Annotated in this window: 15 protein-coding genes and 1 pseudogene; 7 read left to right on the top strand and 9 right to left on the bottom strand. The window is 67.6% G+C overall.

Features of this window, described 5'->3' with window-relative positions:
• Position 1: 1 nt before the first annotated feature.
• Positions 2–388: a VOC family protein gene (locus G6N67_RS18620; protein WP_036429664.1), complete on the bottom strand. Its 387-nt coding sequence runs from the start codon at positions 386–388 to the stop codon at positions 2–4.
• Positions 389–434: 46 nt separating this feature from the next.
• On the opposite strand from G6N67_RS18620, the gene G6N67_RS18615 reads away from it, so the two are divergent.
• The 3 genes and pseudogenes from G6N67_RS18615 to G6N67_RS18610 all read left to right on the top strand — a co-directional run bounded on the left by G6N67_RS18615 (position 435) and on the right by G6N67_RS18610 (position 2,893).
• A complete protein-coding gene (locus G6N67_RS18615) occupies positions 435–2,162 on the top strand; it encodes an N-acyl-D-amino-acid deacylase family protein (protein WP_036429665.1) in 1,728 nt (575 codons plus the stop codon).
• Positions 2,159–2,527, top strand: a pseudogene (locus G6N67_RS38930) (pyridoxamine 5'-phosphate oxidase family protein); the annotation flags it as partial. The gene G6N67_RS18615 and the pseudogene G6N67_RS38930, both read left to right, overlap by 4 nt.
• A gap of 30 nt (positions 2,528–2,557) precedes the next feature.
• Entirely contained in the window at positions 2,558–2,893 is a 336-nt protein-coding gene (locus G6N67_RS18610; protein WP_036434656.1) for a VOC family protein, read from the top strand.
• Positions 2,894–3,223: 330 nt separating this feature from the next.
• On the opposite strand, the gene groL is transcribed toward G6N67_RS18610, so the two are convergent.
• From groL to G6N67_RS18590, 4 genes are all read right to left on the bottom strand, one after another.
• Complete coding sequence (groL, locus tag G6N67_RS18605; RefSeq protein WP_036429666.1) at positions 3,224–4,849, bottom strand: chaperonin GroEL; 1,626 nt, start codon at positions 4,847–4,849, stop codon at positions 3,224–3,226.
• A 317-nt stretch (positions 4,850–5,166) separates the two neighbouring features.
• Positions 5,167–5,964 carry a polysaccharide deacetylase family protein gene (locus tag G6N67_RS18600; RefSeq protein ID WP_036429667.1) on the bottom strand — a complete coding sequence of 266 codons (798 nt, stop codon included), beginning with the start codon at positions 5,962–5,964 and terminating at the stop codon, positions 5,167–5,169.
• 152 nt (positions 5,965–6,116) lie between these two features.
• Positions 6,117–6,950, bottom strand: coding sequence for an LLM class F420-dependent oxidoreductase (locus G6N67_RS18595; RefSeq protein WP_036429668.1), 834 nt, complete (start codon positions 6,948–6,950; stop codon positions 6,117–6,119).
• Positions 6,947–7,501: a TetR/AcrR family transcriptional regulator gene (locus G6N67_RS18590; RefSeq protein ID WP_036429669.1), complete on the bottom strand. Its 555-nt coding sequence runs from the start codon at positions 7,499–7,501 to the stop codon at positions 6,947–6,949. The genes G6N67_RS18595 and G6N67_RS18590 overlap by 4 nt, the downstream gene beginning before the upstream one ends.
• Before the next feature lie 102 nt (positions 7,502–7,603).
• On the opposite strand from G6N67_RS18590, the gene G6N67_RS18585 reads away from it, so the two are divergent.
• The 3 genes from G6N67_RS18585 (at position 7,604) to G6N67_RS18575 (ending at position 10,848) form a co-directional block, all read left to right on the top strand.
• Positions 7,604–8,521 (top strand): SDR family NAD(P)-dependent oxidoreductase, encoded by a 918-nt coding sequence (locus G6N67_RS18585; protein WP_036429670.1) that lies wholly within the window; start codon positions 7,604–7,606, stop codon positions 8,519–8,521.
• Between the two features lie 29 nt (positions 8,522–8,550).
• Positions 8,551–9,057 carry a cupin domain-containing protein gene (locus G6N67_RS18580; RefSeq protein WP_036429671.1) on the top strand — a complete coding sequence of 169 codons (507 nt, stop codon included), beginning with the start codon at positions 8,551–8,553 and terminating at the stop codon, positions 9,055–9,057.
• A gap of 84 nt (positions 9,058–9,141) precedes the next feature.
• Positions 9,142–10,848 carry a DEAD/DEAH box helicase gene (locus tag G6N67_RS18575; protein ID WP_036429672.1) on the top strand — a complete coding sequence of 569 codons (1,707 nt, stop codon included), beginning with the start codon at positions 9,142–9,144 and terminating at the stop codon, positions 10,846–10,848.
• 3 nt (positions 10,849–10,851) lie between these two features.
• Here the strand turns inward: G6N67_RS18575 and G6N67_RS18570 are convergent, their stop codons facing one another.
• From G6N67_RS18570 to G6N67_RS18555, 4 genes are read right to left on the bottom strand one after another with little or no spacing between them, the layout of a single operon-like run.
• A complete protein-coding gene (locus tag G6N67_RS18570; protein ID WP_036429673.1) occupies positions 10,852–11,667 on the bottom strand; it encodes an HAD-IIA family hydrolase in 816 nt (271 codons plus the stop codon).
• 25 nt (positions 11,668–11,692) lie between these two features.
• A complete protein-coding gene (locus G6N67_RS18565; RefSeq protein ID WP_051578874.1) occupies positions 11,693–13,099 on the bottom strand; it encodes a PH domain-containing protein in 1,407 nt (468 codons plus the stop codon).
• Positions 13,100–13,128: 29 nt separating this feature from the next.
• Complete coding sequence (locus G6N67_RS18560; protein WP_036429675.1) at positions 13,129–13,635, bottom strand: PH domain-containing protein; 507 nt, start codon at positions 13,633–13,635, stop codon at positions 13,129–13,131.
• A gap of 28 nt (positions 13,636–13,663) precedes the next feature.
• Positions 13,664–14,074: a MerR family transcriptional regulator gene (locus G6N67_RS18555; protein WP_036429676.1), complete on the bottom strand. Its 411-nt coding sequence runs from the start codon at positions 14,072–14,074 to the stop codon at positions 13,664–13,666.
• A gap of 95 nt (positions 14,075–14,169) precedes the next feature.
• Between G6N67_RS18555 and G6N67_RS18550 the strand changes: the two genes are divergently transcribed.
• A complete protein-coding gene (locus G6N67_RS18550; RefSeq protein ID WP_036429677.1) occupies positions 14,170–15,471 on the top strand; it encodes a flavin-containing monooxygenase in 1,302 nt (433 codons plus the stop codon).

Raw genomic sequence — 15,471 nt, 5'->3', positions numbered from 1 at the left:
GCTACGCGGGCGCAGCCCCGTGGAACACGGCCTCGACGTTGTTGCCGTCCGGATCGCGAACAAACGCCCCGAAATAACCGGGGTGGTACTCGGGCCACAGCCGCGGTGCATGCAGTGATTCCGCGCCCAGCGCGAGCGCGGCATCGTAGAACGCTTGCACCGCAGCGGTATCCGCGGCCTGGAACGCGACATGGACCTCCCGATTGGGCCCGGACGCCTCACCGGCGCTGACATCGGCGATCCAGAAATCGGGTTTGCCATCGCGGCCGTAGCCGATGGCGACCCCGAAGTCCATCTGCCGGGTGAACCCCAGCACACCCAGCACGGAGTCGTAGAAGTCCTTGGACTTGGTGAAATCGGCGCAGTTGATTCCGAAGTGATCGATCACATGCCGATCCTGGCATGTGCCACCGACGGCGTCGTAGTTTTGGTGGATGACCTACGATCTCGTGATCCGCAACGGCCTCATCGTCGACGGTTTGGGTGGCGAACCGTATGCCGGAGACGTCGCGGTACGCGACGGGGTGATCGTGGCGGTCGGCACCGCGCCGGGTTCCGGTGCCCGGGAGATCGATGCCACCGGACTGCTGGTCACCCCCGGCTTCGTGGACCTCCACACGCACTACGACGGCCAGGCCATCTGGTCCGATCGACTCAATCCCTCATCGGCGCACGGCGTCACCACGGCTGTCATGGGCAACTGCGGGGTCGGCTTCGCGCCGTGCCGGCCCGCCGATCACGACGTGCTGGTCGACGTGATGGCGGGCGTCGAGGACATCCCGGGCGTGGTCATGGTCGACGGCCTGCCGTGGCATTGGGAGACCTTCCCGGAGTACCTCGACGCGCTGGACGCCCGGAACAGAGACATCGACGTTGCGGCCTACCTGCCGCACTCCCCGCTGCGGGTGTACGTCATGGGTCAGCGGGGCGCCGACCGCGAACCCGCGACGGCCGAGGATCTGGCCCGCATGCGCGCCTTGGCGAAAGAGGCTGTCGAGGCCGGCGCGCTGGGGTTCGCGTCCTCTCGGCTGGCCACCCACCGCACCGAGGCCGGCGCACAGATCCCGAGTTTCGACGCGGCCGACGACGAGATCCTGGAGATCGCCCGCGGAGTCGCCGACGGCGGTGGCGGGCTGATCCAGTTCGTACCCGACATCCCGGCCGGCGGGTATCAGCCTGTGCTGCAACAGGTTTTCGACGCCGCGGGCGAAACCGGGTTGCCCGTGACGTTCACGCTGCTGGTGCTCAACTCGGGCGACCCGCTGTGGGTCGAGGCCATGGCCATGGTGGAGAAGGCCAACGCCGACGGCGGATCGATCACCGCGCAGGTGTTCCCGCGGCCGATCGGTTTGATGATCGGGCTCGAGCTCACCGCCAACCCGTTCGTGCTGTACCCGAGCTATCAGGAGATCGCCGGCCTGCCACTCCCGGACCGGGTCACCGAGATGCGCAAACCCGAAGTAAGGGAACGCATTCTGGCCGACAAGCCGGGCGGTGCACCCGCCAACCCGCTGGTGTACCTCGCGCAGGCCTGGGACTGGATCTTCCCGCTGGGCGACGACGCGAACTACGAGCCGGACCCTTCGCAGAGCATCGCGGCGCGGGCCGTGGCGCGCGGCGTAACGCCGATGGAGGAGGCCTACGACCGCTTGCTCGACGACGACGGGCACGCGATCCTGCTCGGCGCGATGGCCAACTTCGAGAACGGTTCGCTCGACACCGTCGGCGGGCTGATGCGCCGCGACGACGTGGTGCTGGGTCTCGGCGATGGCGGTGCCCATTACGGGATGATCTGCGACTCAAGCTTTCCCACCTACCTGCTGACACATTGGGCGCGGGATCGCGTGTCGGGCAGGCTCTCGGTCGCCGAGGCCGTCCGGGAACTCACGTCGGTTCCCGCGAGGGTGGCAGGGCTGGCCGACCGGGGCCGGATCGCGGTGGGCTACAAGGCCGACCTCAATGTCATCGACCATGCGGCGATGCGTCTGCACAAGCCTGTCATCACCTATGACCTGCCCGCCGGCGGGCGCCGACTCGACCAGACTGCCGACGGCTACGTCGCAACCGTGGTCTCGGGTGAGGTGATCGCCGAAAACGGTGTCCCCACCGAAGCCCGCCCGGGTCGGCTGATCCGCGGGCGCCGGCCGGAGCCCGTGTCATGAGCGTCAAGGTGGATCTGGACCAGCTGGCAGAAACCCTGGACGACTTCGCTTTCGGCTATCTGATCACGGTCGGCGACGACTTCGGCGCGCACACCGTTGCCGTCGTTCCGCGGCTCGTCGACGGCGTTCTCGACATCGGTTCGATCGGCAACAGCACCCGCCGCAACGCCACGCAACACCCGGCCGTCACGGTGATCTGGCCGCCCCGCGACCCCGGCGGGTACACGCTGATTGTCGACGGTGTGGCCGAATTATCCGATGACGCAATGAGAGTCGCACCCAACCGGGCGGTGCTGCACCGCCCGGCCAAGCCCGGCTCCCCCACGTCGGCGACGGGCTGCCTGCACGACTGCGTTCCGCTCGATGCGCCGTCCGGTGTCGGCACCACCCGCGTCATGGCCGATCTCGCGGTGGCCGACATCTCTTCGACACGAGGCTTTTACACCGACTTCCTCGGTCTGAGCTCTGAGGAATTCAACATGGGCTGGGTGGCCCGCTACACCTCACCGGCGACCGGGGCCAGCATCCAACTGGTCACGCGGGATGCGTCGGCTCCGGAGAACCCCGTGACATCGGTGTGCGTCAACGACATCGAGGGCGCATACGCAGAAGCCCAGCGCCGCGGCTACGAGATCGTGTACCCGCTGACCACCGAGCCGTGGGGCGTCACGCGGTTCTTCGTCCGGGCGCCAGATGGCAACGTGCACAACATCGTCGACCATAGGGACTGACAGCCGCGAGTGTGGGGCTTATGCACGAAGATCGTCGCCGAAGCGTGCACAGCCCCCACAGTCGGCGTCAGATCGGACAGCCTGCCGTACGAAGGTTGGCTCGCACGCGTTCGACGATGACATTGGGGCGTGCCATCATCTCCGCGCTGACCCTGACGACTCTCCAGCCGATGTCCTCAAGCAACGCGATCCGGTCACCGCGGCCACCGACGAATGTGGGCCCTACGCACGCGATACGGCCCGACGCTGTGCATGGAGCCCACACTGGGGATGAACAACGAAACAGCCCTGGCACGCCGAGCGCACCAGGGCTGTTTACGTTGCGACTTCTTAGAAGTCCATACCGCCCATGCCACCGGTCGGGTCGCCGGCGGGAGCCGCGGCCTTCTCCGGCTTGTCGGCGACGACGGCCTCGGTGGTGAGGAACAGCGCCGCGATGGACGCCGCGTTCTGCAGCGCCGAGCGGGTGACCTTCACCGGGTCGGCAACGCCGGCCTTGAGCAGATCCTCGTACTCACCGGTCGCGGCGTTCAGGCCGGTGCCGGAGGGCGAGTTGGTGACCTTCTCGGCGACAACGCCGGGCTCCAGGCCACCGTTGAAGGCGATCTGCTTCAGCGGGGCCGACAGCGCCACGCGGACGATGTTGGCGCCCGTGGCCTCGTCACCCGACAGGCCGAGGTCGTCCAGCGACGGTGCAGCCTGCAGCAGAGCCACGCCACCACCGGCGACGATGCCCTCCTCGACGGCAGCCTTCGCGTTGCGGACGGCGTCCTCGATGCGGTGCTTGCGCTCCTTGAGCTCCACCTCGGTGGCAGCGCCGGCCTTGATCACCGCAACACCGCCGGCCAGCTTGGCCAGGCGCTCCTGCAGCTTCTCGCGGTCGTAGTCGGAGTCGCTGTTCTCGATCTCGGCACGGATCTGGGCCACGCGACCGGCGATGGCGTCGGAGTCACCGGCGCCCTCGACGATGGTGGTCTCATCCTTGGTCACGACGACCTTGCGAGCCTGGCCGAGCAGCGCGACATCGGCGGTCTCCAGCGAGAGGCCGACCTCTTCGCTGATGACCTGGCCACCGGTGAGGATGGCGATGTCCTGCAGCATGGCCTTGCGGCGGTCGCCGAAGCCCGGGGCCTTGACGGCGACGGACTTGAAGGTGCCACGGATCTTGTTGACCACCAGGGTCGACAGGGCTTCGCCCTCGACGTCCTCGGCGATGATCAGCAGCGGCTTGCCGGACTGGATGACCTTCTCCAGCAGCGGCAGCAGATCCTTGACGGTCGACACCTTGGAGCTGACCAGCAGGATGTAGGGATCCTCGAGGACGGCTTCCTGGCGCTCGGCGTCGGTCACGAAGTAACCCGAGATGTAGCCCTTGTCGAAGCGCATGCCCTCGGTGAGCTCCAGCTGCAGGCCGAAGGTGTTGCTCTCCTCGACGGTGATGACACCCTCGTTGCCGACCTTGTCCATGGCCTCGGCGATCAGGTCGCCGATGGACTGGTCACCGGCGGAGATACCGGCGGTGGCAGCGATCTGCTCCTTGGTCTCCACCTCCTTGGCGCTCTTCAGCAGCGTCTCGGTGACCTTCTCGACGGCCTTTTCGATGCCGCGCTTCAGGCCGAGCGGGTTGGCGCCGGCAGCGACGTTGCGCAGACCTTCGCGAACCAGGGCCTGAGCCAGAACGGTGGCGGTGGTGGTGCCGTCGCCCGCGACATCGTCGGTCTTCTTGGCGACCTCTTTGACCAGCTCAGCGCCGATCTTCTCGTACGGGTCCTCCAGCTCGATCTCCTTGGCGATGGACACACCATCGTTGGTGATCGTGGGGGCGCCCCACTTCTTCTCCAGGACGACGTTGCGACCCTTGGGGCCCAGCGTGACCTTTACCGCGTCGGCGAGGCTGTTGAGGCCCCGCTCGAGGCCGCGACGGGCCTCTTCGTCATACGCAATTGTCTTAGCCATTGCGAAGTGATTCCTCCGGTTAGGGGATCGCACGTTGTGTGGTCAGGTTCAGTGCCCGCGACGGACGGCTGTGGGTGTGCTCCCGCAGGTGCGGCCCCTGCCTCACCGGCCCGACCTAGCACTCACTGATCGAGAGTGCCAACTGCATTCTTAGCACTCGACCAGGGAGAGTGCAAGGTTTGGGAGGGCCGCTACGGCTTTCGGTTTTCGCCCCCGGCGAAACCGTGGGGTTTGGCCCCACGATGGGGGCCGAGACTGTACTGAGGGACACAAGCGAGCCGGATTCTGTCCCTCAGTACCGTCTCGGTGAAATCGCATCAAAGCTGCGCGTGCCCGCTCAATGAAACAAACTGCCAGCCCGCGGCCTGCATCGCCGGGATGGCATCGGCGAAGCCGGCGTGGGTTCCGGATGCGGGGTGGTTCATGTGGGCGATCACGATCGACCCCGGGGCCGCACCCATGACGTTGGACCGAACTGTCGCGGCCGATGCTGTCGCACCGTAGTCCGCGTTGACGGTGAACCCGAGGGGCTGCTCGCCGAGCTCGTGCACGATCTGCACTGCGACGTCGTCATAGTGCGCGGTGCCCGGGCGGAACCACGTCGGCGGCTTACCGGTCAACGCGGTGAGTCGCTGGTGGTTGTTCCACACTTCGTCGACGACCTCGTCGGCCGACCGGGTTCCGGCGATCCCGTATGCCGAACGCCCCGTGACCGACAGGGGCACGTGCCGCGTGCCGTGATTGCCGATCTCGAACAACGGGTTCGCCGCGAGCTGGCGGGCCCGGTCGGGGTTGGCGTCGATCCATCGGGAGTTGAGAAACAGGGCGGCCGGAACGGCGTTGCGCTGCAAGGTGTCCAGCAGGGCATCGTCACACGCGCCGTCACAGGCGTCGAATGTCAGCGCGATCTGCCGGCCCGCCGCCGGGAAAGACGTCGTGATGCCCGCCAGCGCCATCCCCCACTGCGTGGGTGTGCGGCGCCGGTTGAGCACCGCGACGGACGGCGGGTCGACCGCGTTCGGATCAGCCAGCGCCCCAGGCATACCGGCGGACAGCACCGAACCGGCAGCCATCGTGCCTGCGGCCGCCATCAGAAAGGCCCGCCTGCTGATCACGCCAGGGACGGTAGGCGCACAACTTGGTAACTCCCCACTGGGGACTGTGGGTTGGCTGTAGCCACCACGAAGCCTCAGGTGCCCGAGTTCGACGAAAATGTCGCTACGGCCGCCGGCGCACAACAGTTTCGTCGAACTCGGTGCCGAAAAGGCTACGCCGACTGATACTTCTGTACCTTCGCGGCGAATTCGTCGAGCAGGCGCAGGGACTCGTCTTTGCCGACCGAGGGCAGGAACAGCCCGAGCTGCCCGAAGCCGAGTTCCTCGGCGGCACGCCAATAGTCGGTGTCGATCGGGGTTCCGAACATGGCGAGCGGAACGTCATGGCCTGCGCCGTCACGTATCTGCCCGATTCGCTTGGCCAGCGCGTCGGGCGGGAGCGCGTTGGAGATCCAGCCTGCGCCGTGGCGGATCACCCGTTTGACCGTGGCGTCGGAGTTGCCGCCGATGTAGATCGGCGGATGCGGTTTCCGGACCGGCTTGGGCCGGCAGTAGGACAGTTCGAAATCGATGTATTTGCCGTGGTATTCGGCGGGTTCGGTGGTCCACAGCGCCTTGATCGCCTCGATGCTCTCGTCGAGCCTGGCACCCCGGGTTTTCGGGTCGGTGCCGTGGTCGCGCATCTCTTCGAGGTTCCATCCGGCGCCGACGCCGAAGACGAACCGGCCGTCTGAGATGAGGTCGATGCTGGCGGCTTCCTTGGCCGTGTGGATCGGGTCGCGCTGTATGAGCAGGGCGACCCCGGTGAACAGTTCGATCGTGGACGTCACTGCGGCCGCGGCCGCGAGCGTGACGAACGGGTCGAGCGTGTTGTAGTACACCGACGGCAGGTCGCCGCCGCTGGGATAGGGCGATTCTCGGCTCACCGGGATGTGACTGTGTTCGGCGACGATGAGCGAGGCGAAGCCCCGCTCCTCGATCGCGCGGGCCAGCGACACCGGATCGATGGTGTCGTCGTCGACGAACGTGGAGATCCCGAACTTCATTTGCCCGACGCTACTCCGGCCCGCAATCCGTCGAAGACGACATCGGTGACATGCTCGGCCACATCGGCGTTGTAGCCCTGCATGGCCTGGCAGCCGACCATGAGCGCCTTGACCTCGGCGGCCGTGACGTCCGGTCGCACCGTGCCCGCCCGTTGGGCTGCGGCGAGCAGCTCGCCGAGGACCGCCATGTATTCGTTCTCGGCGTCCGGTACGACCGTCGTGACGTCGATGCCGAGCCCGGCGAGGGCGTCGACCAGTCCGCGGTCGGCGGCGCCCCACTGCAGCACCATCGACCGGAGGAAGTCGAACAACCCGCTGGCGGGATTCTGCTCGAGCAGCGCGCGCCCTTCGTCGACGACCCCGCGGATCCGTTCGGCGATCACTGCCCGGAACAGATCTTCCTTGGAGGGGAAATGTCGATAGACGGTTCCGGCGCCGACGCCGGCCCGCCGGGCGATCTCGTCGATGGGCACCGCCAACCCGTCGGACGCGAACGTGGCGTAGGCAACCTCCAGCACCCGGGCACGGTTCCGTGCCGCATCCGCACGCATCTCGTCATCACCTCACAACCCATTGACAAAACGGGGCGCGCGTTCCGTATAGTCGACATCAACCGGAGTGCGTACTCCGTTTAGCCCTCCCAGGAGTCTCTCATGACCAAATGGACCACCGCCAACATTCCGGACCAAACCGGTCGCATTGCCGTCGTCACGGGCGCCAACACCGGCCTCGGCATCGAGACCGCCAAAGCACTGGCCGCCAAGGGCGCCCGGGTCGTGCTCGCCGTGCGCAACCTTGAGAAGGGCAAAGCCGCCGTCGAGTGGATCTCGCGTGCCGTCCCGGCCGCCGACCTGGAACTGCAACGCCTCGACCTCGGCGCACTGGCATCGGTGCGCGAAGCCGCCGACGAGATCAAGGCCAAACACGACTCCATCGACCTGCTGATCAACAACGCCGGCGTCATGTACCCGCCCAAACAAACCACGGCCGACGGCTTCGAGCTGCAGTTCGGCACCAACCACCTCGGCCACTTCGCGCTCACCGGCCTGCTCTTGGAGCGCCTCCTGCCCATCACCGGCTCGCGGGTCGTCACGGTGAGCAGCATCGGGCACCGCATCAACGCCTCGATCCACTTCGACGACCTGCAGTGGGAGCGCAGCTACAACCGCGTCGGCGCGTACGGCCAGTCCAAGCTCGCCAACCTGCTGTTCACCTACGAGTTGCAGCGCAGGCTCACCGGCGAGAAGACCACGGCGCTGGCCGCGCATCCCGGCGGCTCGGACACCGAGCTGATGCGTCATCTGCCGACCGCCTTGCAGCGGGCCGTTCCGCTGATCCGGCCGCTGGTCCAGGACGCCGCGGCGGGCGCACTGCCGACCCTGCGCGCGGCGACAGACCCGGGTGCGCTCGGCGGCCAGTACTTCGGGCCGAACTTCACCACCCGCGGCTACCCCAAGGTGGTGCCGTCCAGCGACCAGTCGCACGACCTGGAGTTGCAGCGCCGGTTGTGGGCGGTGTCCGAAGAACTCACCGGGGTGACGTTCCCGGCCCTGCAGGACAGCCGCGCCTGAGTCCGATCGCCACGGCTAGGCTGGGCGACGTGTCACTCTGGGATCCCAGGAATGTGCCGCCCTATCCCCCGGTCCGCTACACCAAAGCCGAGCCGGAGGTCAGCGCCTGGCTGAGGCGTGGTGACGAGCCGCCCGACTACGACTCGTTCGGCTTGGTCAAGTATCACTACCTGGCCAACCAACAGCAGACGGGCGGCGACTACGGGCTGTACCGTGTCGACATCAGTCCGCAGGGCGGCGGGCCGGGCCCGCATTTCCACCGCGCGATGTCCGAGGCGTTCTTCGTGCTGTCCGGCACCGTCAGGCTCTACGACGGCACCGATTGGCGCGACGGTAACCAGGGCGACTTCCTCTACGTTCCGCCGGGCGGTATCCACGGGTTTCGCAACGAGGCCGACGCGCCGACGTCGTTACTGATGTTGTTTGCTCCGGGCGCGCCGCGCGAAGCCTATTTCGAGGGATTCGCCCAGCTGGCCGACCTGACCGACGACGAGCGCGCCGAGTGGTTCGTCAAGAACGACAACTACTTCATCTGAGCGACACGCCCGGTATGTTCCTGCGGATATGCGCTGACGTAACGCCCTGTCATAGACTGCTTTCCGACTGAGAGGAGTCCTCGGGTGCGGGCTGATGCGGCGCCCAGCACCCAGGCACTGCGGGGCTGGCAGCGCAAGGCGCTGGTGAAATATTTGACCGCCAAACCACGGGATTACCTGGCGGTGGCCACCCCGGGCGCGGGGAAGACGACGTTTGCGCTGCGGATCGCGGCTGAACTGCTCAATGACCGCACGGTCGACGCGGTCACCGTGGTGGTGCCCACCGAGCACCTCAAGATCCAGTGGGCACAGTCGGCGGCACGTAACGGCATCGCGCTGGATCCGAAGTTCAGCAACTCCGACTCGCAGACCTCGTCCGAGTACCACGGCGTCGTCGTCACCTACGCGCAGGTGGCCAGCCACCCCACGCGGCACCGCGTGCGCACCGAGAACCGCAAGACTCTGGTCATCTTCGACGAGATCCACCACGGCGGTGACTCGAAGAGCTGGGGCGACGCGATGCGCGAGGCGTTTGACGACGCGACGCGGCGCCTGGCTCTCACCGGTACGCCGTTCCGCAGCGATGACAGCCCGATCCCGTTCGTGAACTATGAGCCCGACGAGAGCGGATTCCAGCGCTCGAAGGCCGACCATGTCTACGGCTATGCCGATGCCCTGGCCGACGGCGTGGTCCGGCCCGTGGTGTTCCTGGCCTACTCGGGTGAGGCCCGCTGGCGCGACAGTGCCGGCGAGGAACATGCGGCCCGGCTCGGCGAACCGTTGACGGCCGAGCAGACCGCGCGGGCCTGGCGCACCGCGCTGAACCCGGCGGGCGAATGGATGCCCGCGGTCATCGCGGCTGCCGACAAGCGGCTGCAGCAGAAGCGTCAGCACGTGCCCGACGCCGGCGGCATGATCATCGCCACCAACCAGACCACTGCCCGCGCCTACGCCGACCTGCTCACCAAGATCACCGGTGAGGCCCCGACCGTGGTCCTGTCCGACGATCCGGGCGCCTCGGACCGGATCAGCCAGTTCTCGGCAGGGACCAGCCGCTGGTTGGTCGCGGTGCGCATGGTGTCCGAGGGCGTCGACGTGCCGCGGCTGTCGGTCGGCGTGTACGCGACGAGCGCCTCGACACCGTTGTTCTTCGCGCAGGCCATCGGCCGGTTCGTGCGATCCCGCCGGGCCGGCGAGACCGCGAGCATCTTCCTGCCCTCGGTGCCCAACCTGCTGCTCTTGGCCAGCGAGATGGAAGCCCAACGCAACCATGTGCTGGGCAAGCCGCACCGGGAGTCCGACGGGCTCGATGACGAGGCGCTCGAAGCCGCCGAGAAGCGCAAGGACGAGAAGAGCGAGCTGGAGAACGGCTTCGAGTACCTGGGCGCGGACGCCGAGCTCGACCAGGTCATCTTCGACGGCGCATCATTCGGCACCGCGACCCCGGCCGGCAGCGACGAGGAGGCCGACTATCTCGGCATCCCCGGCCTGCTCGACGCCGAGCAGATGCGAGACCTTTTGCGCCGCAGGCAAGATGAGCAACTCACCAAGCGCACGGCCGAAGCTGCGGTCTCGGGTGGGCCGCCGGCGCCACGCACCACGCACGGCCAGATCCGGGAATTGCGACGTGAACTCAACGCTTTGGTGACCATCGCGCATCACCGCACGGGCAAGCCGCACGGCTGGATTCACAATGAGTTGCGACGCATCTGCGGGGGCCCGCCCGTCGCGGCGGCCACCACGGATCAGCTGAAGGCCCGCATCGAGGCGGTGCGCGACCTCAAGGCCTGACGCCTACAGCCCCAACAACTCCGGAAGATCGGCGACGGAGTCGATGACGTGGTTGGGCTGCATCGCGAATTCGTCTGCGGCCCAGCGGTCCAACGTCTGCTGGCGGAACTTCCCGGTGCGCACCAGCACGCCGGTCATGCCGACCACCTGGGCGGCCAGCACGTCGTTGTTGAGATCGTCGCCGATCATGTACATCTCTTCAGGGTCCACACCGAGCCGGTTGGCAGCGGCCAGGAATCCTTCGGGTGCGGGCTTGCCGACCGCGGTGGCCTTGCGGCCGGAGGTCTCCTCCATGCCGATCAGGTACATACCGGTATCGATGCGCAGGCCGTCGGTCGTGGTCCACGACGTGCTGCGATGCATCGCGACCACCGGTACCCCTTGGGCCATCCAGTCGTAGACCCAACTAAGCGTGAGGTGGCTGTACTCGGGCCCGGCTCCGCCCAGCAGCACCACATCGGGCGTCTCGGGGGTCTGCGGCCCGGTGAAGTCGCTGGAGTACACGACGTCGACACCCGGCATGTCCTCACCGATCTGGCCGCTGTTGACCAGGAAACATCGCGCGTCCGGGTAGCGGTCACGCACGTAGTCGGCCGTGAGCACCGCGGCCGTGATCACCTCGTCGGCGGCAACGTTCATGCCCGCCGACGTCAGCAACTCGGAGATCTGGGCGCGGGTCCGGGTGGTGGTGTTGGTCAGATAGGACCGGGCAATCTGATGTTCGGCCAGAACCTGCAGCGTTTCGGCAGCGCCGGCTATGGGCTGCCACGAGGTCACCAGCACACCGTCGATGTCGAAGAGCACTCCACCGATCGCCATGCAGCGACAGTAAACGCCCGCCGGGTCAGCGCAACTCGGGGCCCGCCGCCCAGCGGTTGTCGGCGACCCACGGTGACGCCGCGGAAACTATCGCCCACGCCTGCGCCGCGGGAACATCGATGACCTGGTAGCGCTTCTGGCCCGCGGCGGTCGCCGCGACCAATGTCGCCACACCGGCGCGGCGCTGCAGCAGCGTCTGCCGCACGGTCCAGCCGATGATGCCTGCCGTGTCGAGGCAGTCCCGCCGGCGGTCCAGGCTGCCGGTGCGCGCCACGAGCCAACCCGAGTCGACGCGATGCCCCAACGCCCGCGCCCGATCCACCGCCAGCAGCGCCGCAGCGACGGTGAACAGAACCCACAGCACCCACATCCACACCGGGGGCCGCATGACCATCAGCGCGATGAGCGCCAGGCCGGGAACCGTGAGCGCCCGAGTCCACCGCCGGCGCACCGCTGCTGGACCGTGCGGCCGCAGCGGACCTGCCACCGTATCGGGCCGGCCGATCAATTCGGTGAGCACCGCCGTCGCGGTCGTGGCCGGGCACGGCGGCAGCAGCAGTGACGCTTCGCCTTCACCGCCGACACCCGTCATCACGGCGTCCAGGCGCGCCCCGCCGAACAACCGCACCAGCAGGGGTTCCCGGAGCGTGCCGCCGCGCAGCCGGCGCATGTCGTAGGTGTGCTCGCGCAACCGCAGCAGCCCGTGCTGCAGATGCAGCACATCGGAATCCCGCCGCAGCACCAGGTTTCCGTAGGTCACGAGCGAACGCAGCACCGAGAGCACGACCGAGAGCACCAGCACCACAACCGCCCCGAGCGCCACACTGGCCGCCACGCCGAATCGCTCGGCAGCGTCCAGGCCCGACTGCGCGAGCTCGGATTCTCTCAGCGCGGCGCCTGCGCCCGCCTGATAGACCACGCCGACAGCCGCGGCGATCATGGCCAGACCGGTGAAACTCAACGGGCTGTAGCGCAGCCAGCTCGGCTGCCACCGCGCCAACACCTGCCCCTGTGCGGACTCGGTGACCGGCACGACGTCGGCCAGCAGAATGGCCCGCAGCTGAGGTACCTGCTGCGCCTCGACGGCGTCGAGCGCGAAGTCGTTGTCGCCCTTGCCCTCCTGCCCAGTGCTGATCCGCAAGACGGTCAGCCCGAGCAAGCGGTGCAGCAGTCTGGCATCGGTCGACACCGAGCGAATCCGGTTGCGGGGCACCGACAGCACCTTGCGCTGCACCACGCCGGTTCGCAGCCGCACCTCATCCGGCTCGATGCGGTAGCTCGTGGTGAACCAGCGGGCCAGGCCGAACGCGACGGTCAACGCAAGCGCCGCGACGATCCACAGCGGGTTCCCCGTCGTCGATCCCAGCACCACCGAGCCGATCAGCAGTGGAATCTGTTGAAGCACTTCATGAACCGGATGCACGAGCAGCATCCGGGGGCTCAGCCGCTGCCACTGCTCGGTCACGTGGCGTCCTGTTCGCCGATGGCCGCGATATCGGTCAGTTGCGCCACAACGCGGTCGGCGACGTCGACGTCGAGTGCGACGATGCGGACCGCACCGGCCGACGACGCGGTCGTCACCGTGACGTTGGCCAACCCGAACAGCCGGTCCAACGGACCCCGGTACGTGTCGACGGTCTGCACCCGCGAGATCGGCGCGATGCGGCGCTCCTGCACCAGCCAGCCGGTCCGGGTGTAGACCGCGGGAGTTCCGCTGTCGAGGTTGATGTCCCACCGGTGCACGCGGTAGCGCCACATCGGAACCACGATCACGAACAGCACGACCCCGAGTACGGTGACGGCCGCGGCGACGCCGTGCAGCCACAGCAGCCGCCGGTCCAGGGCGAGCCAGACCACCTGCGCCACGGCCAGCACCGCCCACGGAATGGCCGCGCCCAGCGCCCACGCCAGCGGCGCCTTGCGACTCGGCGGGTGTGCCGGATCGGTCAGCGCGACAGAACGGTCCATGAGTCGAGCATGCCTGACCCGTCGCCGCTCAAGCCGGACCGCAGGCTTGTTCAGCCGTCATTGCCCGTAGGTACGGGCAGTCTTCGGCCGGATTCTCGTCCGGGCACGTCAAAAGGTGCTCGAGGTGCGCCTTGGCTTTCGCCAGCCGCTCCTGCTGCCGCTCGATCGCCCGGAGTCGGTCGCGCACGGCGTGGCGCCAGTCGTGGCTGCGCGCGGTGAGGATCGTCGTGATCTCGTCGAGGCTCATCAGGCCGGTTTCCCGCCACATGTGGATCAGCCCGATCCGGTGCAGCTCCTCGGGTCCGTAGAGCCGCCAGTTCGACCGCCGCTGCGCGGGGCGCAACAGGCCTCGCTCCTCCCAGTACCGCAGTGCCGATTCGGCCAGCCCGAAGCGGCGCGCGGCCGCTCCGATGCCCATGAATTCGTCGCTCTTCGCCATTTCCCCCACCGCCGGTCCAGGACTTGATCTCAAGCCGACTTCAGATGTTCAAGTTAGGCGACCCTAACAAAACTGACGAACAAGGGAAGGTCTCCATGGGACGCGAATACACCGAGACGGTCATCATCGGCGCAGGCCAGCAAGGGTGTGGAGTGGCCGGCGCGCTCGACGAGATCGGCCATGAGGCGATCGTCTTCGAGAAGGCCGAGATCGGCCAGGCGTGGGCGCACGAGCGGTGGGACAGCCTGTTGGTGGGAAGTGGGAATCGCTCGATTCGGCTGCCCGGCTCGCAATACGACGGCGACGACCCGTGCGGGCTGCCTTCGGGCCCACAGGTCGCGCGCTACCTGCGGCGCTACGTCGAGCAGCGCAAACTGCGGGTGCTCGAACACACCCCGGTGCGCAGCGTCGAATGTCCCGTCGACGCATCGGTTCACGACGACGTGAGGTTTCGCACACACCTGCACGACGGTGGTGTCGTCGAATCGCGCAACCTGGTCGCGGCCGTGGGTGGCTACGCCGCACCGCGCACCCCGAGCCTGTCCGCAGACGTCGACCCGGCCATCCGCCAGCTGCATTCGCGGGATTACCGCAATCCCGGTTCGCTGCCGGACGGCGCCGTCCTGGTGGTGGGCGCGGGGATCAGCGGGCAGCAGATCGCCGACGAACTGGTGGATGCCGGACGCCACGTGTTCCTGTCCGTCGGACGGCACCGCGCGTGGCCCAGGAACTACCGGGGACGCACCATCCACGAATGGATATACGTGTTCTCGCTGTACGACGACTTCGTCACGGCTAGAACAGATTTCGACGGCACAACCCTTCCGGGCCTGCCCGTCAGCGGGGTCAAGGACGGCGGGGCCGAACTCAATCTGGGGACGCTCGCCGAAAAAGGTGCCGTGCTGGTCGGTTCGGTGCGTTCCGCGCGCGGCAGCGTGCTGACGCTCGACGACAACGTCATCGACGTCGCAGAAGAGTCAGCGCAGTCGTTCCGCGCGGTGATCGACAAGATCGACGCCGGTCTGCGCGACCGCGGCTTCGTCGCGCCCGCGCCGGCCGTGGCTGCCGCGGTGAACCTCGACGCCATCACGCGCTTCGACACGCACCTCGACCTTGCGCGCCACGGCATCTCGACCATCGTGTGGTGCACCGGATTCGCGCCGGACTACCGGATCCTGCCATGGCATGTGCTCGATGAGGACGGTGCCCCGCTGCGGCAGGACGGCATCCTCGGGGCGCTGCCCGGGCTGTACTACGCGGGTCTGCCCGACGGGAACTCACTTGCGCGGGCGGGCATCGCGGCAGTCGCCGACAACGGCCGGTTCATCGCGCGCCACATTCACATCGACCACGTCATGCGGTCCGGCTCGCCGGCTTCGGTGATCGAGGCGGTGTGA

This window comes from Mycolicibacterium mageritense (assembly GCF_010727475.1).
Classification (GTDB): Bacteria; Actinomycetota; Actinomycetes; order Mycobacteriales; family Mycobacteriaceae; genus Mycobacterium; species Mycobacterium mageritense.
This window is presented reverse-complemented; position numbering and strand designations above follow the sequence as displayed.

Coding starts and splice junctions, on each gene's coding strand:
- G6N67_RS18615 (WP_036429665.1), top strand. CDS start 435: ATGACCTACGATCTCGTGATCCGCAACGGCCTCATCGTCGACGGTTTG.
- G6N67_RS18585 (WP_036429670.1), top strand. CDS start 7,604: ATGACCAAATGGACCACCGCCAACATTCCGGACCAAACCGGTCGCATT.
- G6N67_RS18570 (WP_036429673.1), bottom strand. CDS start 11,667: ATGGCGATCGGTGGAGTGCTCTTCGACATCGACGGTGTGCTGGTGACC.
- G6N67_RS18555 (WP_036429676.1), bottom strand. CDS start 14,074: ATGGCGAAGAGCGACGAATTCATGGGCATCGGAGCGGCCGCGCGCCGC.
- G6N67_RS18565 (WP_051578874.1), bottom strand. CDS start 13,099: ATGCTGCTCGTGCATCCGGTTCATGAAGTGCTTCAACAGATTCCACTG.
- groL (WP_036429666.1), bottom strand. CDS start 4,849: ATGGCTAAGACAATTGCGTATGACGAAGAGGCCCGTCGCGGCCTCGAG.
- G6N67_RS18610 (WP_036434656.1), top strand. CDS start 2,558: ATGGCCGATCTCGCGGTGGCCGACATCTCTTCGACACGAGGCTTTTAC.
- G6N67_RS18550 (WP_036429677.1), top strand. CDS start 14,170: ATGGGACGCGAATACACCGAGACGGTCATCATCGGCGCAGGCCAGCAA.
- G6N67_RS18595 (WP_036429668.1), bottom strand. CDS start 6,950: ATGAAGTTCGGGATCTCCACGTTCGTCGACGACGACACCATCGATCCG.
- G6N67_RS18590 (WP_036429669.1), bottom strand. CDS start 7,501: ATGCGTGCGGATGCGGCACGGAACCGTGCCCGGGTGCTGGAGGTTGCC.
- G6N67_RS18560 (WP_036429675.1), bottom strand. CDS start 13,635: ATGGACCGTTCTGTCGCGCTGACCGATCCGGCACACCCGCCGAGTCGC.